The sequence below is a fragment of the Desulfohalovibrio reitneri genome (genome assembly GCF_000711295.1).
In the GTDB taxonomy this organism is placed as follows: Bacteria; Desulfobacterota; Desulfovibrionia; order Desulfovibrionales; family Desulfovibrionaceae; genus Desulfohalovibrio; species Desulfohalovibrio reitneri.
In genome coordinates this window covers 1,739,286-1,761,451 of the sequence record NZ_JOMJ01000003.1, presented here as the reverse complement: position 1 = coordinate 1,761,451, position 22,166 = coordinate 1,739,286, and the positions used below count along the sequence as shown (strand labels likewise).

Annotated in this window: 17 protein-coding genes; 5 read left to right on the top strand and 12 right to left on the bottom strand. The window is 66.7% G+C overall.

Annotation, left to right across the window (positions count from 1 at the left end):
- Positions 1 to 128: 128 nt before the first annotated feature.
- From N911_RS0108880 to N911_RS0108870, 3 genes are all read right to left on the bottom strand, one after another.
- Complete coding sequence (locus tag N911_RS0108880; RefSeq protein WP_051694118.1) at positions 129 to 2,471, bottom strand: GGDEF domain-containing protein; 2,343 nt, start codon at positions 2,469 to 2,471, stop codon at positions 129 to 131.
- Positions 2,472 to 2,497: 26 nt separating this feature from the next.
- Positions 2,498 to 2,620: a hypothetical protein gene (locus N911_RS19010; protein ID WP_272913352.1), complete on the bottom strand. Its 123-nt coding sequence runs from the start codon at positions 2,618 to 2,620 to the stop codon at positions 2,498 to 2,500.
- Positions 2,621 to 2,793: 173 nt separating this feature from the next.
- Complete coding sequence (locus N911_RS0108870) at positions 2,794 to 3,783, bottom strand: Lcl C-terminal domain-containing protein (RefSeq protein ID WP_051694116.1); 990 nt, start codon at positions 3,781 to 3,783, stop codon at positions 2,794 to 2,796.
- A gap of 169 nt (positions 3,784 to 3,952) precedes the next feature.
- Between N911_RS0108870 and N911_RS0108865 the strand changes: the two genes are divergently transcribed.
- Positions 3,953 to 4,336, top strand: coding sequence for a hypothetical protein (locus tag N911_RS0108865; RefSeq protein WP_029896327.1), 384 nt, complete (start codon positions 3,953 to 3,955; stop codon positions 4,334 to 4,336).
- Here the strand turns inward: N911_RS0108865 and treZ are convergent.
- The 5 genes from treZ to N911_RS0108840 form a co-directional block, all read right to left on the bottom strand.
- A complete protein-coding gene (treZ, locus tag N911_RS0108860) occupies positions 4,321 to 6,174 on the bottom strand; it encodes a malto-oligosyltrehalose trehalohydrolase (protein ID WP_029896325.1) in 1,854 nt (617 codons plus the stop codon). The two genes, N911_RS0108865 and treZ, sit on opposite strands and share 16 nt — an antisense overlap.
- 13 nt (positions 6,175 to 6,187) lie before the next feature.
- On the bottom strand, positions 6,188 to 8,116 hold the full coding sequence (glgB, locus tag N911_RS0108855) for a 1,4-alpha-glucan branching protein GlgB (RefSeq protein WP_029896323.1): 1,929 nt from the start codon (positions 8,114 to 8,116) through the stop codon (positions 6,188 to 6,190).
- A 471-nt stretch (positions 8,117 to 8,587) separates the two neighbouring features.
- Positions 8,588 to 11,443: a maltose alpha-D-glucosyltransferase gene (gene treS, locus N911_RS16800; RefSeq protein ID WP_237559922.1), complete on the bottom strand. Its 2,856-nt coding sequence runs from the start codon at positions 11,441 to 11,443 to the stop codon at positions 8,588 to 8,590.
- A 13-nt stretch (positions 11,444 to 11,456) separates the two neighbouring features.
- Positions 11,457 to 13,463 (bottom strand): alpha-1,4-glucan--maltose-1-phosphate maltosyltransferase, encoded by a 2,007-nt coding sequence (locus N911_RS0108845; RefSeq protein WP_029896321.1) that lies wholly within the window; start codon positions 13,461 to 13,463, stop codon positions 11,457 to 11,459.
- Positions 13,464 to 13,609: 146 nt separating this feature from the next.
- Entirely contained in the window at positions 13,610 to 14,068 is a 459-nt protein-coding gene (locus N911_RS0108840; RefSeq protein WP_029896319.1) for a hypothetical protein, read from the bottom strand.
- A gap of 131 nt (positions 14,069 to 14,199) precedes the next feature.
- Here N911_RS0108840 and N911_RS0108835 point away from each other — a divergent pair, with 131 nt between their 5' ends.
- Positions 14,200 to 14,580: a response regulator gene (locus tag N911_RS0108835; protein ID WP_029896318.1), complete on the top strand. Its 381-nt coding sequence runs from the start codon at positions 14,200 to 14,202 to the stop codon at positions 14,578 to 14,580.
- A gap of 393 nt (positions 14,581 to 14,973) precedes the next feature.
- Here the strand turns inward: N911_RS0108835 and N911_RS0108830 are convergent, their stop codons facing one another.
- The gene (locus N911_RS0108830; RefSeq protein WP_029896316.1) at positions 14,974 to 16,080 is read right to left on the bottom strand and encodes a permease; all 1,107 of its coding nucleotides are present in this window, start codon (positions 16,078 to 16,080) and stop codon (positions 14,974 to 14,976) included.
- Between the two features lie 522 nt (positions 16,081 to 16,602).
- Here N911_RS0108830 and N911_RS0108825 point away from each other — a divergent pair.
- Complete coding sequence (locus tag N911_RS0108825; protein ID WP_029896314.1) at positions 16,603 to 17,427, top strand: DUF169 domain-containing protein; 825 nt, start codon at positions 16,603 to 16,605, stop codon at positions 17,425 to 17,427.
- Positions 17,428 to 17,468: 41 nt separating this feature from the next.
- Here N911_RS0108825 and N911_RS0108820 read toward each other — a convergent pair whose 3' ends face one another.
- The gene (locus N911_RS0108820; protein WP_029896312.1) at positions 17,469 to 17,714 is read right to left on the bottom strand and encodes a hypothetical protein; all 246 of its coding nucleotides are present in this window, start codon (positions 17,712 to 17,714) and stop codon (positions 17,469 to 17,471) included.
- Between the two features lie 284 nt (positions 17,715 to 17,998).
- Here N911_RS0108820 and N911_RS0108815 point away from each other — a divergent pair, with 284 nt between their 5' ends.
- Positions 17,999 to 18,241: a hypothetical protein gene (locus N911_RS0108815; protein ID WP_029896310.1), complete on the top strand. Its 243-nt coding sequence runs from the start codon at positions 17,999 to 18,001 to the stop codon at positions 18,239 to 18,241.
- 22 nt (positions 18,242 to 18,263) lie between these two features.
- On the opposite strand, the gene sfsA is transcribed toward N911_RS0108815, so the two are convergent.
- A complete protein-coding gene (gene sfsA, locus N911_RS0108810; RefSeq protein ID WP_029896308.1) occupies positions 18,264 to 18,974 on the bottom strand; it encodes a DNA/RNA nuclease SfsA in 711 nt (236 codons plus the stop codon).
- Between the two features lie 522 nt (positions 18,975 to 19,496).
- Complete coding sequence (locus N911_RS0108805) at positions 19,497 to 20,681, bottom strand: class I SAM-dependent rRNA methyltransferase (RefSeq protein WP_029896307.1); 1,185 nt, start codon at positions 20,679 to 20,681, stop codon at positions 19,497 to 19,499.
- A gap of 114 nt (positions 20,682 to 20,795) precedes the next feature.
- Here N911_RS0108805 and ychF point away from each other — a divergent pair, with 114 nt between their 5' ends.
- The gene (ychF, locus tag N911_RS0108800) at positions 20,796 to 21,893 is read left to right on the top strand and encodes a redox-regulated ATPase YchF (RefSeq protein WP_029896306.1); all 1,098 of its coding nucleotides are present in this window, start codon (positions 20,796 to 20,798) and stop codon (positions 21,891 to 21,893) included.
- The last annotated feature ends 273 nt before the right edge of the window (positions 21,894 to 22,166 follow it).

The following is a 22,166-nucleotide window of genomic DNA, read 5'->3' as shown; positions in this document are numbered from 1 at the left end:
ATCGGGGCAATTGGGCCGTCAAGCCCGGGGGGGCGAGTCCGGTTGGAGAGGGGCGTTGCCGCTGTACGGGGAGGCGAATGGGCGTTCGGCGTGGATTCTCCGGCGGCGCGGGGTTCGGCGCAGTCGGCCTAGCCGCCCGTTTTCCCCTCCTCCCCCACGGGGGCACGGCGGTCGCGGGCGTAGGAGTTGCCCGGGAGGGACTTGGCGTACTTCTTCATCTCCGCCGCCCGCCCCCCGATGGCCGCCAGGTCGCATTGTCCGGCGCAGTCCACGATGGCCAGGGAGACGGAGACCAGGGGGAAGTCCTCCCATTGGCCGGAGCGGCTTTTGGCGGTGATGTGACCCCGCTTGCGGTCCTCCGGGGAGTAGCAGGTGGGAATGACCCGCTTGAAAACGCGGGTGACGGCCTTGCAGACGCGCTCCGCCCGGTCCGGGTGGCAGATTGCCACCAGGTCGTCCCCGCCCACGTGGCCCACGAAGTCCTGTCCCGGATGGCCGTGCCGCTTGCAGGCCCAGTCCATGATGCGGGAAATGAGCATGATGACGTTGTCGCCAGCCTTGAAGCCGTAGATGTCGTTGTAGATCTTGAAGTTGTCCAGGTCGGCGTAGATGATGGAGAAGGGGTCGCCCGAGCCGCACCGCCGCTCCAGCTCCTGCTCTATGCTGACGTTGCCGGGCAGGCCGGAGAGGGGGTTGGCGCCCTTGGCCATCTCCACCTGCACGGCGGCCAGGGTGTCCAGTATCTTCTGCACCGAGACGATGCCGGAAAGCTGGCCCTGGTCCGTCACCACGATGTGGTCGTAGATTTTGTATTTTTCCCGGTTCATGGCCATTTTGGCCACCTTTTCAACGGGTTCGGCCTGGTCCACCACCAGGGGGTTGCCGTCCATGATGCGGGTGGCTTCCCGGTGGTAGTACAGGGACATGCCGTAGCGGGTGGACAAGGCGCGGTCCAGATGGTGGCTCATGATGAGGCCCATGGGCCGCTTGGAGTCGTCCGCCACCACGATGGCCGTGATGGGGTCGTTGCCGCGCAGGAAGTCCTTGACGCGGCTGACCCTGGTGTCCGGCATCACGGAGAAGGCTTTTTCGGCCATTTTGCGCACCGGTATGGAGCACTTGAGGTCGTTGTTCCCTCCCAGGCCGCGCGAGCCCAGGCAGAGGGGCAGGGCTGCGTCCGGCCTGGGCTTGGGGTAGTCCGGCCGTCCCAGGAAGTAGCCCTGGCCGTGGTTGACCCCGATGCCCATGAGGCAGGTCAGCTCGGTTTCCGTCTCGATGCCCTCGGCGATGAGGTGGCAGCCGATCTTGTCGGCGAAGGCCACGAAGGTCTCGATGAGGGCGCGCTTGACCGGGTTCTTGTCGATGTCCCGGATAAGGGACATGTCCACCTTGATGAAGTCGGGCCGGAGCTCCGCGATGGACCACAGGCCGGAGTAGCCGGTGCCCACGTCGTCCACGGCCACCAGGAACCCCTGGGAGCGGTAGTGCTCCAGGGTGCGGTGGAAGAGGGTGAAGTCGCGGATGGAGTGGCGCTCGGTGATTTCAAATACCACGTTGGAGGGGCCCAGGCCGCAGACGTCCAGCAGCTTGAGGGTCTCCCCCGGCGAGAAGGAGGGGTCCACCAGGGTGCGCGGGTGGATGTTGATGAAAAGCTTCTGGGAGGGGTCGATGTCGCCCAGCTTGGAGATGGCCGCCTCGCGGCAGACCTTCTCCAGGGTGAAGAGTTGGCCCACTTCCTCGGCGAAGTCGAAGAGCATGGTGGGCATGGCGAAGGGGGAGTCCGCCGGGCCCCGGGTGAGGGCCTCCCAGGCGGTGACGTCCCCGGCGCGCAGGTCCATGATGGGCTGGTAGGCCACGCCTAGCCGGGGCACGGAGACGACTTCGCGGAACTCCTTGAGCAGGGAGAGCTTGGAGGTGTCCAGCTCGCCCTTGGCCACGTGCTGGGCCTCGCACAGCGCCTCAAACAGGGAGTGCTCCAGCCCCTGCGCCCCCAGGGTGGAAACCAGGGCGAACCCGGCCCCGATGTCCAGGGTCTGCCCGGTCATCTTCAGGGTGAGCTGCTTGATGCCGGTCTTGATTTTCAGCCGGGCCGAGGCGGTGACATCGGTCAGCCAGTCGCCGCCGGGGGGCCCGGACAGGCTGCACAGGGCCATTATCCGGCCCTCGTCCATGGCTTCGGCGTGGACGAAGTCCGCTCCGGGGACCGCCTGGCGGAGGATGGTCCGGGTTTCCGCGATCATGGCCTCCAGGATGGAGTCGGTGATGTCCGCGCCGAAGAGGTTGGAGAAAATGAGGTAGTTCTTGATTTGGAAGAAGAACAGCACGAACGGCCGCCCGCCTTCCAGGTGCTCCTCGATGTCCCGCCTCTCCGTGGAGGAGAGGAAGGAGAAGGAATAGGGCGCGGACGCGGCGGGCCGCTGCTGCCGCGATTTGGCGAATCCGGTGGTGTACCCCCGGAGAAACTCGTACACCGCGCCTCCCCCCGAAGCCGCGGACATTAGAGGTAGATGAGGCCGAGGTGCAGGGTGAACATGGCGGCGGGACCGCCCAGGGCGACGTAGAGCATGCGGTGAGTGGCCTGGCGGGCGTCGAAGGAGAAGCGCGGGATGTCGAACAGCATGGGAGGCTCCGGGTGTTTGCCTGAAAAAGAGAGAGGCGCGGCCCCTCGTTTCGGGGCGCGTGGGGAATGGAAATAGCAACCCGGCGTGGCGGAGGGATTGAATGGGGATGACTTTTTGGTGACGGAACGGGGGCGGTCCGCTTTCGAAGCGGTGAGGCGGCCGGGGTGCGCGGCTAGAGGTTGTAGCGCACGGCCAGGCAGGTGAATTCGGGGCGGGGCTTGTGCCCCACGCCCACAGCGCCCTTGTGCATGTAGAGCACGTAGGCCCAGTCCGTTTCGAAGAAGGAGGTGGTGGAGGACCAGTAGGCCTCGCCCACGCCGAAGAAGGGGTGCTTTTCGGGCAGGGCCGGGGAGTGGCTTGAGGCGTCCACCAGGGACTCCAGCTCGTTGATGGTGGGCAGCCGCCAGGGCAGGCCGCTCTGGGTGCGCAGCATGGCCACGGCCTCCAGGGCCTGCTCCCAGGAGAGGAGGCTGCCGGCCATATCCGCGTTGGTTTTCCAAACCAGCCCGGTGAGCTGGTCCAGCACCTCCACCCCGCGCCGCAGCTCGCCGTCCTGGCCGGTGCCGATGCAGGCGATGACGTTGCCCTCTGGATCGAAGCACTCGGTCTGGCCGGTGCGCGGCAGCACGCGCGACTCTCCGGCCACTGGCCAGGCCAGGCGGTCCTCGGTCTTGCGGCTGTAGAACATGCGGCCCCCCTCGAGATGCACGTTCCAGGCGTATTCCGGGGACATGGCCGAGGTGGTGGAGGTCCAGTGCCAGCCCAGAAAGACGTTCTCGAAGGGGTGGCCCCCGGGCAGGGCGGGCTTGCGCGCGCCGTGACTCACCAGGCTGCGCAGCTCGCGCCGGTTGGGCAGACGCCAGTCGTCGCGGCCCAGGTGGGTGGAATCGTTCCATTGCCGCACCCGCTCCAGGGCATCGGCCCAGGACATGGGAAAGTCCAGGGGGTTGGCCGAGCGGGGCCAGATCAGCCCGGTCAGTTCGTCGCGCACAAGTCCGTCCCCCGCCTCGGTGAAGCGGGGCTCGGGCCAGGGCAGGCCAGGCTTGGTTTCGGCGTCCTGGCCGCTCCCCTCGCAGTCGATGGGGTCTCCCAGGGTGTCGTGGCAGGTTTCGAGTCCGGTTTCCAGCGGGGGGGCGGGGGCGTCGGCGAGGATTGGGGGCATGATTTATCGAGCATACACGATTGCTTGCGCCGGGCCAACCGGCTCCAGGCCGCGTGGATGGGTGAGGCGGGCCGTCCCGGCATTCTCCCTGGTTTCTCCCCTGCCCAGCCGCGCGCGCATGGGGTTAGGAAGAGAATCGGAAAAGAGTCCCGGACGACAAGGAGGATCCATGAAGCCGATACTCAAGTGGCAATACGACCAGCTGGTCAAGGAGCTGCTGCTCTTGCAGGAGCACCAGGCGAACCCGGACTGCCCCTGCGACACCGAAGGGGAGATGTGCGTGCGCAAGCACCTCATGACCATCGAGGGGTACGCCGAGGAAACCGGGCCCATGGAGCCGGACGGGGAGCGCGGCGAAAAATTGCGGGAGCTGGCCATGGAGGCCAGGGAGCACCGCGAGCGAGAGGAACGCGCCCTGTGCGGGCAGGACGTGTCCGAGGATCTGTCCGGCTGGACGCGCGGCTGGCGCAAGGAGATGGAGGGCTTCAGCCTGGCCTGCGACGTGGCGGCCGGGAACAACGGAGACAAAGAGGGTGGTCAGGCCGAAACGTAGAGGGCGAAGGCGTAGGGCGGCAAGTCCAGGCGCTCCTCGCCGCCCAAGCATTCCAAAGGCAGCGACGGGCCCGGCCCGCCGAACCGTTCCTCGGCCGCCTCCAGCGTCTTGCGCCAACTGCCCGGCGGCAGCAGGCGTGAGGCGGTGAATCGCGCGGCCGCGTCCGAGAGGTTGGCCACCACCACGGCCTTTTGCCCGTCGTCCCCGCCCCGCTCCATGACCAGCACCCCGTCCGGGGCGAAGGGAGTAACCCTCGTGTGGCGGGGCTCCAGTCTCGCCAAGGCGGAGTGCTCGCGGCGCGCGGCCAGCAGCTCGCGGGTGAAGCGCAGGTGGCAGCGGTAGCCCATTTCCGCCGGGGCCTGCCAGTCCAGCTTGCATTGCAGGTAGGTCCCCAGGGCGGAGGGGTCGGGCGGCTCGCCATGCCATTTGAAGCGGGAGAACTCCCGCCGCCGTCCCTTGCGCACGGCCTCCAGCAACCCGGGATCGGTGTGGTCCACGAAATAGAGGAATGGCTTCTCCTCGCCCCACTCCTGGCCCATGAAGAAGAGGGGCAGGAAGGGCGAGAGCAGCCACAAACCGGTGGCCGCCTTGGCCGCCTCGGCCGGGACCAGGCTGTGCAGCCGCTCGCCGCGCAGCCTATTGCCCACGAAATCGTGCGTCTGCAGGTAGACGGTGTGGGCCGTGCCGGGCAGGTCCGGTCCGGCCGCGCCGTGGGCGCGCCCGTAATAGCCCGCGTGCTGCCCGGTGAAGGCGAAACCCCGCTCCAGGGCCAGGGCCGTGCGGGAGAGGCTTCCGTAGTCCTGGTAATACCCCTGCCGCTCGCCCGTAACGATGGCGTGCAGGGCGTGGTGGAGGTCGTCGGAGTAGGCCGAGTCCAGGCCCCGCCCCCCGCGCGAGCGCGGCCGGGTCAGGGCGGGGTCGTTGGCGTGGGTCTCGGCGATGAGGCGCAGCGGCTTGCCGATTTCCCGGCCGTAGCCGTGCACCGCCTCGGAGAGGTCGGCCAGGAAGTGGGCCGGGCGCATGTGGTCGTGCAGGGCGTGCACCGCGTCCAGGCGGAAGCCGTCCACATGGTAGTGGCGGGCGAAGTGCAGGCAGGTCTGGATGAAGTAGGCCCGCACCTCGTCCGAGTCGGCCCCGTCCAGGTTGACCGCCTTGCCCCAGGGGGTGCGGTAGGCGGAAGTGAAAAAGGGGCCGAAGTCCGCCACGTAGCAGCCCTCCGGGCCGAAGTGGTTGTGCACCATGTCCAGCACCACGGCCAGTCCCAACTCGTGGGCCCGGTCCACGAAGGCCTTCAGCCCGTTCGGTCCGCCGTAGGTTTCCTGCACGCAGAAAGGCTGCACCCCGTCGTAGCCCCAATTGCGCTTGCCCGGAAAGGCGGAGAGCGGCATGAGCTGCACCGCGGTGATGCCGAGGTCGGCCAGGTAGTCCAGCTTTTCCGCGGCCGCGGCCAGGGTGCCGCGCTGGGTGAAACAGCCCGCATGCAGCTCGTAGAATACCCATTCCTCAAGCGGCGGCGGGACGAACCCCGTTTCGGTCCAGGCGAAGGCCTCGTGGTCAACCAGGGCGGAGGGGCCGTGGACCCCGCCCGGTTGGCGGTGGGAGGCCGGGTCGGGCCGCTCGTCCAGCCGTCCGGGAGCGAAGGCGTACTCGTCCCCGGGCTGCGCCTCGGCGGTCAGGCGGAACCAGCCGTCACCGCCCCCCTCCATGGGGCCGGTCCATTCCGCCTGCCCTTCCCGGCGCAGGATCAGGCGGCAATTCTTCACCCTCGGCGCCCAGACCCGGAAGGTCCAGCGGCCGTCCGCCTCTTTGGCCGGGCCGAAGGGAAACCGTTGGTCCATGCGCGGCCCTCGCCTAGCCCTCGCCCGTGTGGCGCAGAAATACCGCGCCCAGCGGCGGCAGGGTCATGGAAACGGAGTCGTAGTGGCCGTGGCTGGGCACGGGCACGGACTCCAGCCCGCCGGTGTTGCCCCAGCCGGAGCCGCCGTAGGTGGGCGAGTCGGAGTTGAGGACCTCCTCCCAGAAACCGGGCGCGGGCACGCCGATGCGGTAGGAGGCGTGCGGCTCTGGCGTGGCGTTGCAGGCCACCAGCACGGTGCGTCCCTGGCCGTCGCGGCGCAGGAAGACCAGCACCGAGTTGTCGCTGTCGTGGAAGTCCACCCACTCGAAGCCCTCCAGGTCGAAGTCCAGCCGGTGCAGGGCGGGTTCGGCCCGGTAGAGCAGGTTGAGATCGCGCACCCACAGGCGCATGCCGTCGTGCCAGTGGATGTCCAGCAGGTTCCAGTCCAGTTCGGCGTCGTGGTTCCACTCCTTGCCCTGGGCGAACTCGCCGCCCATGAAAAGCAGCTTCTTGCCGGGGTGGGCCCACATGTAGCCGTAGAGAAGGCGCAGGTTGGCGAACTGCCGCCAGGCGTCGCCGGGCATTTTGCCGATGAGCGAGCCTTTGCCGTGCACCACCTCGTCGTGGGACAGCGCCAGCACGAAGTTCTCGTTGAAGGCGTACCAGATGGAGAAGGTCCACTGGCTCTGGTGGTAGCGGCGGTAGACGGGATCCTTGCGGAAGTAGTCAAGGGTGTCGTGCATCCAGCCCATGTTCCACTTCATGCCGAAGCCCAGGCCGCCCAGGTAGGCCGGCCGGGAAACCTGCGGCCAGGCCGTGGACTCCTCGGCGATGGTCTGGACGCCCTCGAAATCGCCGTACGCCGACTCGTTGAGGATGCGCAGGAACTCGATGGCCTCGATGTTCTCCCGGCCGCCGTACTTGTTGGGAATCCACTCCCCGTCCTCGCGGGAGTAGTCCAGGTAGAGCATGGAGGCCACGGCGTCCACGCGCAGGCCGTCGGCGTGGCAGACGTCCAGCCAGAAGTGGGCCGAGGAGATGAGGAAGCTGCGCACCTCGTTGCGGCCGTAATTGAAGATGTCTGACTTCCAGTCCGGGTGGTAGCCCTGGCGCGGGTCCTCGTGCTCGTAGAGGTGGGTGCCGTCGAAGGTGGCCAGGCCGTGGGCGTCGGACGGGTAGTGGGAGGGCACCCAGTCCAGGATGACGCCGATGCCCGCCTGGTGCAGCGCTTCCACCAGCCGCATGAACTCCTGCGGGGTGCCGTAGCGGCAGGTGGGGGCGAAGAAGCCAAGGCACTGGTAGCCCCAGGAGCCGTAGAAGGGGTGCTCCATGACCGGCAGGAACTCCACGTGGGTGAAGCCCATGTCCAACAGGTACCGCGGCAGGGTGTCGGCCAGCTCCAGGTAGCTCATGGCACGCCCTTCGGGGTGCTCGTCGTCCGGGGTGTGCCGCCAGGAGCCAAGGTGCATCTCGTAGCAGGAGTGGGGGGCGTCCAGGGCGTTGCGCTGGTGGCGGTTGGCCATCCAGTCGGCGTCCTCCCAGGTGCGGGAGAGGTCCCAGACCACCGTGGCCGTCTCCGGCGGCAACTCCCATCGGAAACCGTAGGGATCGCCCTTGTCGAACTCGTCCCCGCCTTGCCGCGAACGGATGCGGTACTTGTAGCGGTGGCTGTGCATGGCCCCGGGCACGAAGCCTTCCCAGATGCCGGACTCGTCCTGGCGCAGGCGCAGCTGGTGGCGCTTGGTGTCCCAGTCGTTGAAGTCGCCGAAGACCGCCACCGACTCGGCGTTGGGCGCCCAGACCGCGAACAGCGCGCCGCTCTGGCCGTCCACCTCCATGGGGTGGGAGCCCAGCTTGCGGTAGAGCTTGTGGTGGCGCCCTTCCTTGAACAGGTAGACGTCGTGGTCGGTGAGCAGGCTCACGTCGTGTCTGATGTCGGACATGTCACTCCTCTCCTCCGCAGAGGTAGGCGATGCCCCGCAGCGGGATGACCAGCCAGGCGGGGCGGTTGTTCATCTCGTAGCCCATCTCGTAGACCGCCTTCTCCAGAAGGTACGGCACGAGCAGGTTCTCGAAGCCCTCCTCGTCGTCCGGGGCCAGCCCGGAGCCGCGCACGGTCTCCAGGTAGCCGCGCAGGAAAGCTCCGCATGAGTGTTTGTACCACAGGTCCGCCCACGGTTCGAGCAGGGCGGCGTCCTTCTCCCGCACGGCCAGGCCCGAGAGCAGGGCGGCGAAGGCGGCGTAGTGGTAGGAGCGGATCATGCCGGCCACGTCGCGCACCGGGCTGCGCTTGAGCCGCCGCTCGGACAGCGGCCGCACCGGCTCGCCCTCGAAGTCGAAGATGACGAAGTCGCTGCCCGTGGAGAGTACCTGGCCCAGGTGGTAGTCGCCGTGGATGCGGATCTTGCTGGCGGTCAGCTTGCGGGCGGTGATGCGGCCGAGCCTGGCCAGCAGGTCCATTTCCATCCCCGCCACCGCCTCGGCCTCGCGGGCCACGTCCCGGGGCAGGGAAGGCAGCTTGCGGCGCAGGAAGCGCAGCTGTTCCTTGGCCTGGTTCTGCATGGATTGGTACAGTGAGCGCTGGTACAGGCTGGAGAAGGGCTCCGGGGCGAAGTTCTCGTCCTGGCGGTCCGAGGCCAGGGCCAGGTGGAGCTGGCCGGTGCGCCTGCCCAGCAGTTCGGCCATGTCCAGGGCCACCGGGGAGATGATGTCGCGCAGCCCGTCCGGCGGGGACTGCTCCGCCGCCCGCATGAGGCTGGATGGCCCGGCCGGGGGCGCTCCGGGGAGTCCGCGTCCGTCAGCACGCGCTCGAAGTAGCGGCGGACCATGTCCTGGGTCATGTCCCAGGCGTCGCCCTGGTTGGGCACGTACCCCTGCATGAGCCCCAGCATGACCACGCCGCCGTCCTCCCGGCGGTGCTCCGCCGAGCCCGCGAAGGGCGGGGTGTGGGCGAAGCCCGCCTTTTCCGTGAGAAAGCGGGCCAGCTCCACGTCCGGGTGGGTGCCCTTTTCCGTGCGGCGGTACAGCTTGAGGATGAGTTGCTGGCCGTAGAGGATGGAGGTGTTGGATTGCTCCGCCCCCAGCAGGCGCGGGTCCAGTTCCTCCTCCGGCAGCTTGGCCACGGTGCGCAACAGCTTGCCCGAGGCGGCCATGAGGCGGCCGCTGTGGCCGGAAAGCCGCTTGCGTCCGGCCATGATGCGGAAGAGGTCGCGGCAGAAGCGGCTGGAGAACACGGCCTCGTAGACCGCGCCTTCCGCGCCTTCCATCTCCAGCCAAGCCATGCTGCCGCGGGGCAGTTCGTAGGTTTCGTCGCCAGGGGCCTTAGGCGCGAAGGCCACCGGCAGCACGTAAATCTCCGGGTCGCCCTCCTGGTAGGAGACCTCCACCAGCAGGATGATGGGCGTCTGCTCGTCGCGGCGGATGTGGATCCACTCCAGCACGGAGACGTCGCGCACCACCCTGGCCTTGCCCCCGAACCAGCGCTGACCGCGCATGTAGCGCGGCAGCACGGCGTGCTCCATGCGGCGGCGCATGCGCTTGTCCTCGGGCAGGCCCCACCAAGTGGAGGCCTGCAGCCGGGGCAGCTCGGCCGCTTCCAGCCCGGCCTCCCCCTCGTCCGGGGCGCGCAGTTCCAGGATGTAGTAGCCGTGCGGGGTGAGGGTGAGGGAGTAGGGGGCCTCGCCCACCTGGGGGAAGGGATTGCGGGAAAAGGCGTCGCGCGGGGTGTGCCCGGCGAATTCGGACAGCTCCAGGGTGGCGGACTGCGAGTGGCGGGAGAGGTTGACCGCTACCAGCACCCGCTCGCCCTGGAAGGTGCGCACGAAGGCCAGCACCTTGGGGTTGTCCGGGGCCAGGAAGCGGATGTCCCCCCGGCCGAAGCAGCAGTAGTTCCGCCGCAGGGCGATGAGGTGGCGCATCCACCACAGGAGCGAGGACCGCCGCCCTTCCTGGGTGTCCACGTTGAGGGAGCCGTAGTGGTATACCGGGTCGATGACCAGGGGCAGGTAGAGCTTCTGGGGGTTGGCCGGGGAGAAGCCCGCGTTCTGGTCGCCGTTCCACTGCATGGGGGTGCGCACGCCGTCGCGGTCGCCCAGGTAGAAGTTGTCGCCCATGCCGATCTCGTCGCCGTAGTAGATGATGGGCGAGCCAGGCAGGGTCATGAGCAGGACGTTCATCAGCTCAATCTTGCGGCGGTCGTTGTCCAGCAGGGGGGCCAGGCGGCGGCGGATGCCAAGGTTCACTCTGGCGCGCGGGTCGGCCACGTAGATGCGGTACATGTAGTCCCGCTCCTCGTCCGTGACCATCTCCAGCGTCAGCTCGTCGTGGTTGCGCAGGAAAAGCGCCCACTGGCAGGCCTCGGAGACGCTGGGGGTCTGCTCAAGGATGTCGATGACCGGGTAGCGGTTCTCCGTCTCCAGGGCCATGAACAGGCGCGGCATGAGGGGGAAGTGGAAGGCCATGTGGCACTCGTCCCCCCGGCCGAAGTACTTGGCGGCGTCCTCGGGCCACTGGTTGGACTCGGCCAGCAGCACGCGGCCGGGGAACCGCTCGTCCACATGCCTGCGGGCCTGCCGCAGGAACTCGTGGTTCTCGGGCAGGTTCTCGCAGTTGGTGCCCTCGCGCTCGTAAAGGTAGTTCACCGCGTCCAGGCGGATGCCGTCCACGCCCAGCTCGAACCAGAAGTCCAGTATCCTGAGCATGGCCTCGCGGACCCTGGGGTTGTCGTAGTTCAGGTCCGGCTGGTGGGAATAGAAGCGGTGCCAGTAGTAGGCCTTGGCCTGGTCGTCCCAGGTCCAGTTGGAGCGCTCGAAGTCGCGGAAGATGACCCGCGCCTCGGGATAGCGCTCCGGGTCGTCGCTCCACACGTAGAATTCGCGGGCCGAGGTGCCGGGCTTGGCGGTGCGCGCCTTGCGGAACCAGGGGTGCTGGTCCGAGGTGTGGTTGAGCACCAGCTCGGTGATGACCCGCAGCCCCCGCTTGTGCGCCTCCCGCAGCAGCCGCTTGAAATCGCCCAGGGTGCCGTAGTCGGGATGCACGCGCGTGTAGTCGGAGATGTCGTAGCCGTCGTCGCGCATGGGCGAGGGGTAGAAGGGCAGAAGCCACAGCGCGGTGACGCCCAGGTCCTCCAGGTAGTCCAGCTTGGCGATGAGACCCTTGAAGTCGCCCATGCCGTCGCCGTTGCCGTCGGCGAAGCTCTTGAGATGGACCTGGTAGAGGACCGCGTCCTTGTACCAGTCCCCGGGGCCGGGGCAGAGGGGTTCGTCGGCCATGTCGCTTCAGTCCTTACATGAAGTAGTCGAAGTCGGTTTCGCGGCGCAGGCGGGTGCGCAGTCGGAAGACGCGGGCGGGCAGCACGCGCGGGTCGAAAGCCATGCGGTTGGTGCGCCCGGCCCAGACGAACTTGTCGTCGCCGAGGAGGTCGTGGACCATGTAGGTGGCCCCCTCCTTGATGCCCAGGTCCTCCAGGGGCAGCTCCAGCTCGGCGGTCTGCGGGTTGTGCGGATCCAGGGAAACGGCCGTGAGGGTGGTTTCGCGCCTGCCCTCCTCGCCCTCGGCCCACTTGGCGAAGAAGACCACGTGGTCGTTGTGGGAGGGCAGGAAGCGCACGTTCCAGGTCTGGCGCAGGGCCGGCGTTTTGGCCCGGATGGCGTTGAGCCGGGTGATGAAGGCGGTCAGGTTGCCGGGCCGGTCCAGGTCCCAGTCCTTGATCTCGAACTTTTCCGAGTCCAGGTACTCCTCCCGGCCGTCCAGGCCATGGTTCTCGCACAGCTCGAAGGCCGGGCCGTAGATGCCGTAGTTGGAGGACAGGGTGGCCGCCAGCACCAGCCGGATGAGGAAGGCGGGGCGGCCGCCGTACTGCAGGTACTCCGGCAGTATGTCCGGGGTGTTGGGCCAGAAGTTGGGCCGGAAGAAGTCGCGCGGGGCGGTCTCCACCAGCTCCTGCATGTAGGATTCGATCTCCTGCTTGGAGTTGCGCCAGGTGAAGTAGGTGTAGGACTGGGAAAAGCCCGCCTTGGCCAGCCGGTACATGATCTTGGGCCGGGTGAAGGCCTCGGACAAAAAGACCGTCTCCGGCCGCTGCTTCTTCACTTCGCCCAGGCACCACTCCCAGAAGGGCAGGGGCTTGGTGTGGGGGTTATCCACCCGAAAGACCCGCACGCCCTGCCCGGCCCAGAAGAGAAAGACGTCCCGCAGCGCCTGCCACAGCTCGCGCCAGGACGGGGTCTCGAAGTCCAGGGGGTAGATGTCCTGGTATTTCTTGGGCGGGTTCTCGGCGTACTGGATGGTGCCGTCCGAGCGGTGGCGGAACCACTCCGGGTGAGCCTCCACCCAGGGATGGTCCGGGGAGCACTGGAAAGCGATGTCCATGGCGACCTCCAGCCCCTCGGACCGGGCCGCGCCCACCAGCTCCCGAAAGTCTTCCAGGCTGCCAAGGCGGGGATGCACCGCGTCGTGTCCGCCCTCGGCCGCGCCGATGGCCCAGGGGCTGCCGGGCTCGCCCGGAGCGGCTGTGGTGGTGTTGTTGGCGCCCTTGCGGAACCCGCGGCCGATGGGGTGGATGGGCGGCAGGTAGAGCACGTCGAAGCCCATGGATTTGACGCGGGGCAGTTGCTTCATGACGTCGCGGAAGGTGCCGTGCTCCGTGCCTTGCCCGCAGGAGCGGGGAAACAGCTCGTACCAGGCGGAACAGGCCACCAGAGCCGGCTCCACCGCCACGTGGCAGGCCTCTCCCAGGGATTTGACCAGCTCGGCGTGGTGGTGGCGGACCATCATGGCCCCCAGCAGGGGATCGGAAGCCAGGGCCAGTCCCTCCTCCCCCTCGTCCGGGCCGAAGGAGGCCAGGGAAGTGGCGAAGCCTTCCAGGGCGTCGGCGTCGGCCCTGGCTCCGCTTTCGCGGGCGCGTCCGGCCGCGTCCATGACCAGGGAGGCGCCGTCGGCCAGGGGCACGGTGACTTCCTGCCCGGCGTCCACCTTCTTCTCAAGCCCCGTCAACCAGCTGGCGAAGTGGTCGATCCAGCCGCGCACGGTGAACTCGTGGTCCACCTGCCGCTCGATGGGAAACCGGGCCGTGAACACGTCGTTTCCCTGCCGCTCCATTGGCTCGTCGCGCCACTCGGCCTCGTCCACCGGCCGCCAGGCCACCACGGCCCGGACCACGTCGTGTCCGTCCGCGAATACGTCGGCCCGCACGGCCACGTCCTCTCCCACGGCCCGTTTGGCCGGAAACCGGCCTCCGTCCACACGGGGCCGGACGTTCTCGATGACAACCCGCTTGCGTCCATCCTGCATAGTCGGCTCCTCTGAAGAGAGTCTCTCATATCTCTATGTAGCAGAGCCTGCGGGCCATGACAAAGATGGATGAATAAAAACGCGCCCCGGGAGCCGTTCGGGCGAGAACGGTTCCCGGGGCGCGCTGAGGGGCGGAATACCGGCGGTTACTCCGCGCGGCGCGTCTCTCGCAGGTAGTGGGCCAGGGTGTCGTCCAACTCCAGCTTGGCCCGGTGGAGCAGGGCGCGCACCTCGGCCTCCCCGGCTTGGTCCATCATGGCCTTGTGCAGAGTAACGAGGGCCGGGTAGTCGCGCAGCATGGAGCCAGTCACGCCGTCCACATTGGGGCTGACTTCCTCGTACGGGACCACCGAGGCGCGCCGTCCGGCGGCCAGCAGCTTGACCCCCTCCAGGGCAAGGTCGCGCTCGCCGCGCTTCTCCAGGGCGTTGAGGATGGTGTTGATGCGGTCGATGGGGTTGTTGCGAGGCTCGTCGGTGTGCGCGGGGTCGGCGGACCACCGCTGCAACTGCCTCCGTCCCACACGGAACAGCCGGGTGAAGAAGGCGTCGCCCAACACCCGCCGAGCCTGCCGGAAAAAACTCCACGAGGCATATCCGTTATCCATGTCTCCTCCTTCGTCGCGTGGCGGAGCAAAGTACTGGCTTTCCGCATCTATGACAATTTGGTCGCTTTTTAGAAAAAAGCGACCTTGCATTGCGTCTCCCACAGTATTACAAAAATTACCAAGGAGACGGTATGCGCTTCAATGTACTGGTCGTCGAGGACGACTTCGTCATCCGCAAGTTTCTCAGTGACATGCTGGAGCAGACCGAGTGCTCGGTCCACGCGGCCTCCAACGCGGACGAGGCCAGGAAGTGGCTGACTGAAAACGGGAATTCGTGCGACCTTGTCCTCATGGACGTTGGGCTGCCGGGGGAGACAGGCCTGGAACTCACCAAGCGCATCCGCAACATGGAGCCCCCCACCCGCGACCTGCCCATCGTGGCCGTGACCGCCTACGCCATGTCCGGCGACCGGGAGAAATGCCTGGAAGCGGAAATGGACGACTACCTGGCCAAGCCCTTCACCTTCGACGACCTCCTCGGCGTTCTGCAGCGCCATCTAGGCGACCGCTAACCCCCCTCCCAGACTGCCCATAAGGCGCCGTCTGCTTCGTTGCTTCGAAAACCGCGAAGCCCCGCGTATTACTCTATACTGCGGGCCTCCGCGGTTTTCTCGCGCCTCGCATCCGGCGCCTTCTGAGCAGCCTGGGGTTTTGTGCGTTGGGGAAAAGATGGGAAGAGGAGGGAGCAACCTGATTCCGCTCCTCGCGTGCGTAAAGCCAATCAGCCGGGGCGGGGTTGTACCGGGCAGACTCGCCACGCAATCGCCGATCCGCCGATGCACTCCCTTGCATTGTCCCGCCGTGCCCCAACCCGCGAATACACATGCAAAGGTAGTTTGCCGCAGGGTCCAGGGGCCGCGCAGGCCCCTGGTCGCCCGCAGGGCGAAATCTTAATTTTTCTTCGTCTAAATCACGGCGTTGAAGAGGTAGCCCACCAGAAGGATGCCGCAGCCGAGGACGGTGATGAATACGGCGATGAGGCGGGGTTTGAGGACTTTGCGGAGGATGACCATTTCCGGGAAGGAGAGGGCGATGACGCTCATCATGAAGGCCAGGACGGTACCCAGGGCGGCGCCTTTGCCGAGGAGGGCGTCGACGATGGGGATGATGCCAGCGGCGTTGGTGTACATGGGGATGCCGACGAGCACGGAGGCGGGCACGGCCCACCAGGCGGACTTGCCCATGATGTCGGCCATGAAGCCTTCCGGCACGTAGCCGTGGATGGCCGCACCGGCGGCGATGCCGATGACCACGTACTTCCAGACTTTGCCCACGATGTCGCGCACGGAGTCCAGGCCGAAGCGGAGCCTGCCGAGCCAGTCCAGGTTCTCGTCGGCTTCCTCGCCTCCGGCGCGCAGGTGGCGGACCCAGTCCTCCACGTGGTTTTCCATGTTCAGCCGTCCGATGACCCATCCGGCGGCCACGGCCACCCCGATGCCGGTGGCGAAGTAGAGGGCGGCCACCTTCCAGCCGAGCAGGCCGTAGAGCATGACCAGGGCGATCTCGTTGACCATGGGCGCGGCGATGAGGAAGGAGAGGGTGACGCCGAGGGGCACACCGGCGGTCATGAAACCCATGAAGAGGGGAACCGCCGAGCAGGAGCAAAAGGGCGTGACCACGCCGAGCAGGGCGGCCAGCACGTTGCCCGCGCTCTCCCGCCTCCCGGCCAGCAGCCGCCGCGCCCGGGCCTGGGTGAAATAGCTGCGCAACACCCCCACGCCGAAGACAACCAGCACGAGTAGAAGCAAGACTTTGGGGGTGTCGTACAGGAAAAAGCGCACCGCCTCGGCCAGATGGCTGCCTTCGGCCAGTCCGGCCACCCCGAACGTCAGCCAGGCGGCCAGCGGTGCCAGCTGCTTATAGATGGCGAACCAGGCCGCAAGCCCGGCCACCAGCAACAGCGTGGCCGTCACGGGAGAGAGCCGGGAGGCGCGCTCCTGGGCCGGAGACGAGGCCCCGTCACCCGCGCACGGGCAACTCTGCTTGGCCAACTCTTCGTTCAAATCCTGCATGGAAATCTCCCTCGATATTTTCTATTTGGCAAAATAGCCAATAATCAGGGCGTGTCAATGGGAGCGATGGAAGGGGCGGGTGAATGGAAGGGGTGGGTGAATGGAAGGGGCCTAGGCTACTCTAAATTAAGGCGGCATCCCGATTTCGCGCCACGCGCATGGCCAGCCAGGCGACCGGAACAAGCTGTACCGGCCTGTTTACCCAGCTCTCGCCGCTTCGCCGAGGTGCTCCCTGTCCACCTTCCCCCTGCCCATCAACCGCGAATACACGTGCAGGATTATCCTGCCGCGGGTCCAGGGCCGCGCAGGCCCTGGACCCGCGGCAGGGCGAAATCTTTTCCCTCCCCATCTTCCTCGATTTTCCTCAAAAGTTCGCCGGGGCGCTCCCTTGATGCGATTCCACCTTGCGCCCACCCGCATCGTACATGCAAAGTTACTTTGCCGCGGGGTCCAGGGGCGTGTAGCCCCCTGGCCGCCCGCAGGGCGAAATCTGTTTCTTCACTCTTCTCCCGAGGAGGCGTCATGCGCAGCGAGATGGTCGAGAAGCTGGGGATGGACCTGGAGCCGGTGGCGGTCCGGTTGATGGACGAGAAGCCGGAAGACGCCAAGGGGTTCAAGCCGGGCAAGTGGGGGTGCGTGATGTTTCTGCTGGCCGGAGCGGCCAGGGGGAACGTGGGCGCGTTCGACCGGGAGACCTACGGCTGCCCGGGCGGCGGTGTGGGGCTCGCTTTCGGCAACCGCTACGTTGACTTCCCAGGCGGCGAGGCGGGATTCTGCCGCTACCTGTCCACTGGCTACGCCGCCTGGGAGGAGGGCAAGCCCATCCTGGAGGGCGTGCTGCCGCACCTGAAGAACGAGCAGGCGGACAATTTTGTGCATGGCGAGCGGTATAAGCGCGACCCGGAGCTGGTGCGGGACTTCATCAACAGCCTGCCGATTCAGGATGTGGCGGCGGAGTACGTGGTTTTTCAGCCGCTCTCCCAAATGGGCGAGGACGAGACGGCCGAAGTGGTGGTTTTCCTGGCGGACATGGACCAGTTCGCGGCCCTGAATTTCCTGGCCAACTACGCCCGGCCGGGGCTGGACGCGGTGCGGCTGCCCTTCGCCGCGGGCTGCCAAGCCTCGGTGCTGCTGCCCCTGGAGGAAGCCAAAAGCGAGAACCCGCGCGCCGTGGCGGGCATGACGGACATCTCGGCGCGGGTGCACCTCAAGCGGCAGCTCAAGCGCGACGTGCTGAGCTTCGCCATGCCCTGGAGCCTGTTCAAGGAGATGGAGGCCAACGTGCCGGGCAGCTTCCTTGAACGCCCCAACTGGAGCCAGCTGCGGGAGATGGCCGGAAAGGGCTGATGGACGGGGGGCGGCTCGGCTGGCCGGCCGCCAACGTCCGCCTAGACGATGTTCAGGGGGTCGTCCTGCCCTTGCGCCGGGCGGAAGATGCAGCGCAGCTGGCCCGGCTCGTCGAAAAATTCCAGGTCCCACGCGCCGCCCGCGCCGAAGGCCTGGTGCACGGCCAGCCGCACCTCCGGCCGCACCAGGATGTCCACCGCGCCGGTGGACTCGCGCAGGGCGGAGCGCATTTGCGGGATGAGCCCGCAGGTCATGTCGCTGAGGTCGATGGTGGGTCGTTCGCTCATGTGGTCTCCCTGGATGCAAGAGATACGGAAAATTTTCCTGAAATCAAGAAAGTGCTGCGGCTGACGCGAAAGTAGTACGAAAGGTATTTCATTATCTTCCTTGCTTGTCCGGCTCACCGTGGTGTGAAGCGGATTCTTTTCCGCCGTCCATTTCGCCGCCATCCTTCCGGTGCTGACGGTGAAGGAAACGCGGCCGGATGAAAAGCGACCACAGGCTCAAGAATTGCCTTCCCACCGCCGAAAGGATAGTCTGTAGTCGAAACGTATTGCAGGAGGGGAGTGCAATGAGCCGCAAAGTACGCAGCGTCCGGGTGCCCGAAGAACTCGCTTCCCTGGACCTTTCCGGTCTGGTGCGCGAGTGCGAGCGCTACCTGCGCGACCTGGAATCCGCAACCCTGCTCAAGTCCAGCGGCAACAAGGACGCAGCCGAAGCCCTGCTCCGGGCCCGGCAGTCCGACCTGGGCCGCAAGATCGGCAAAAAGGTCTGGGAAGCCCGCGTGGCCTACTCCGGGGACAAGCCCAAGTAGCCCGCGGCCTCCATCACCAGGTTCACCGGCCCGCCACCGGCAGGCGCTCCGCCAGCCGCACGCCCGCCTCGTCCACTTCGGCGCGGTACGGCCACGCCTCCACGCCCGCGTCCAGCGCCCGCTCGAACGCCTCGGCGTATTCCGCGTCCACCGGCCAGGCCGGAGCCAAACAGCACGCCCCCGGTATCGACACCAGATAGAACGTGGCCACCCGCGCGCCCGTCTCCCGCTTCAGCCGCATCAGCTCCTCCAAGTGCTTCCGCCCCCTGGCCGACATCGCGTCCGGAAACAACGCCTCGCCTGCCACCTGCAAGGTGCAGTTCTTGGCCTCCACCCACACCTCGCCGCCGTCACCCTCAAACCGCGCGTCCAGTCGCGACTCACCGGTCTTGGCCTCCCGCTTCATGGCAGTCGCCCCGGCCAACTCCGGCAGCGCTCCCGCCTCCCAGGCCACCGCCAACATCCGGTTGGGCGCCAGGGTATTCACGCAGCACCACCCACCATCCGTCTCCATGGCCTCCAACGTCCACGGCAACGTCCGGCCCGGCCGCCTGGCCGGAGACAGCAATACTTTCCGGCCCGGCCGCAGCAGTCCAAGCATCGCCCCGGAATTGTTGGTATGCACCCAAAACCGCTCACCCCCCGGAAACTCCACCAACACCCGAAACCGCTTCTCGCGCTTGATGAAAACGGCCCGTGTGGTGCCTTCAGGGAAAGGGAGGAATGCCGTCATGTTGAGACCTTTATCGTGTGAGAAGGGAAAGTTTTCGCCCTGCGGGCGACCAGGGGCTAAGCGTTTCGCCTTCGGCGACCAGGGGGCTGCGCGCCCCCTGGACCCTGCGGCAAAATAATTTTGCATTTGTATTCGCGGATGGCGCGCGGTGGAATCGCGGGTAGGGAGCACTTCGGCGAATCCGTGATTGCTCAATTATTTCAGCCGATACAACTCCGCACTGGCCGTTTCGCTTCAGATGCGTTGGGACGCGAAAATTGGAATAGTGTTCCCTGCGGCTGCCATCCTTCAGTACCCCGCCCCCGAGCGAAGCGAGTGGCAAGCGAATTTGGGGAAAGAGGATGGAGGGGTGTGGGCAGGATAGAGAAAACCCCTTTGTCGCCAGAAAAGGGGTTTTCTCCTTCCCCCCCACTGCCCAGAACTCCAACCCCAACCAACCATCATCCATTCCCTTCATCCATCTCCAATTCTCGGTCTTTGCGGCCTTCGAGGCCGCAAAGACCGCCGACAATCATCCTTCCCCTACTTCACCAGCCTTAACAAGTACGCTTTCAGGTACTCGGTTTCGGGCATGGCCGGGTGGATGGGGTGGTCGGAGGCCTGGTGTCCCTGGGCCAGGATTTGGGATTGCAGTTTGCGTTGGTTGGCGGCGCGCAGCAGGGTGCGGCGGAGGTTGTCGGTGCTCATGTGCTGGGAGCAAGAGCAGGACAGCACCAGGCCGTCCGGGCCGAGCAGTTTCATGGCTTCGCGGTTGGCCTTGAGGTAGGCCTGTTCGCCTTTCTTGATGTCCTTTTTGGATTTCATGAAGGCGGGCGGGTCCACGATGATGACGTCGTATTTGCGGTCCTGCTGGCGCAGGCTCTCCAGGGACTCGAAAAAATCGCCGCGCATGGTTTCCACCCGGCCGGCGGTGCCGTTCAGTTCGGCGTTGCGTTCGGCGTATTCCAGGGCTGTTTTGGAGGCGTCCAGGCAGGTCACGGCTTCCGCTCCGCAGGCCGCGGCGGTGACGCCGAAGCCGCCCGCGTAGGAGAAGCCGTCCAGCACCCGCTTGCCCCGGCACATGGTGGCGATCAGGCGGCGGTTGTCGCGCTGGTCGTAGAACCAGCCCGTCTTTTGCCCTTCCGCCAGGGGGGCCAGGAACCGCAGGCCGTTTTCCTCTATCTCCACTTCCTCGGGCGGCGTGCCCAGGCCGGGTTCCACGTATTCCGGCAGGTTTTCCAGCTTGCGGGAGGGGGAATCGTTTTTCAGCAGGATGGAGGCCGGGTCCAGCAGATCCCGCAGGCTCTCCATCACCGCGACCTTCTCGCGCTCCATGCCCGCCGTGGTCAGCTGCACCACCAAGTGATCGCCGTGGCGGTCCACGATGAGGCCGGGCAGGTAGTCCGCCTCGGCGAAGCAGAGGCGGTAGAAGGGCGCGTCGAACAGGGTTTCGCGCAGGTGCAGCGCTTGGCCCAGCCGTTCGCGGATGAGATCCGGCCCCAGGACTTGCGACGGTTTGCGGCCTGTGACGCGGGCGCAGATAAGCGAGCCCGGGTTGACGTAGGCCGCCGCGATGAAGCGGCCCTGGGAGTCCACCACCCGGGCGGGTTCGCCCGGCGCGAACTCCTTGAGCGGGCTGCGCGCCGTGTCCACCTCGTTGGAAAATACCCAGAGGTGGCCGATCTTGAGGCGTTTTTCCTCGTTGCGTTTCAGGATGAGCTGTTTCATGGCCGCAGGGGGTAGCACCTGGGGGGCGGGGCCGCAACGCTTTGACGCCCGGGCTGGAAGCGATTAGGAGGATGACGGCGCGCCCGCGCCCCAGTTTTCTTCAGGAGAAATACCATGAGCCTATCCATCGGCATAGTGGGATTGCCCAACGTGGGCAAGTCCACCCTCTTCAACGCACTCACCAAGGCCCAGAACGCCGAGAGCGCCAACTACGCATTCTGCACCATCGAGCCCAACAAGGCCGTGGTGCCGGTGCCTGACTCCAGGCTGGAAAAGCTGGCCGAGCTGGCCAAGCCCGAGAAGGTCATCAACACCACCGTGGAGTTCTGGGACATCGCCGGTCTGGTGGCCGGCGCCAGCAAGGGCGAGGGCCTGGGCAACAAGTTCCTGGCCAACATTCGCGAGACCTCCGCCGTGCTCCACGTTGTCCGCTGTTTCGAGGACGACGACGTCATCCACGTCCATGAGAAGGTCGACCCCGTCCGCGACATCCAGACCATCGAGACCGAGCTCATCCTGGCCGACCTGGGCGTGGTGGAGAACCGCCTGGAGCGGGTGCGCAAGCAGCTCAAGGGCGACAAAAAGCTGGCTTCCACCGTGGACGCCTGCGAGAAGCTGGCCGCCCACCTGGGCGAGGGCGAGCCCGCCGCCTCCTTCCCCCGCGATACCGAGGCCGCCAGGGAGCTGCTGCGCGAGCTGCGCCTGCTTACGGACAAGTCGGTCATCTATTGCTGCAACGTGGACGAGGAGGCCCTGGGCGAGGACAACGCCCACGTGGCCGCCGTGCGCGAACTGGCCGAACGCCGGGGCCACGGCTGCATCAAGGTCTCCGCCAAGGTGGAAAGCGAGCTCATCGAGCTGGACGACGAGGAGGCCGCCGAGTTTCTGCACTCCTACGGCGCGGAGGAGTCCGGCCTGGGGCAGGTCATCCGCAGCGGCTACCACACCCTCGGCCTCATCTCCTATTTCACCGCCGGGCCCAAGGAAGTGCGCGCCTGGACCGTTACGCGCGGCACCAAGGCCCCCCAGGCAGCCGGGGTCATCCACACGGACTTCGAGCGCGGCTTCATCCGCGCCGAGATCGTCTCCTTCGAGCAGTACGTGGCCCACGGCTCCGAGGCCGCCTGCAAGTCCGCGGGCGTCATGCGCCTCGAGGGCAAGGAATACATCGTCCAGGACGGCGACGTCATCCACTTCCTCTTTAATGTGTAGGGGGGCCGTCGAGGTTGCCCCCTGGCGTCTCGCGCCTAGCCAGGGAACAACCTCGACGGCCCCGTTCACGCGCCGGTGCGCCGGGACTCGTTCGCGCTTGCGCGCGCGAACATCGCGGGGAGGCTCGCCCGTGCCGGGGGCACGGACATCGCTGGGGGGAGGGCGCTTGCGCGCGCCTGGAAGAGGCTGGGATGGTTGGGTTCCACCTTGGGCGCTTGCGCGCCCGGAAGAAGTTGGAATGTTTGGGGTTCCAATTTGAGCGCTTGCTCGCGC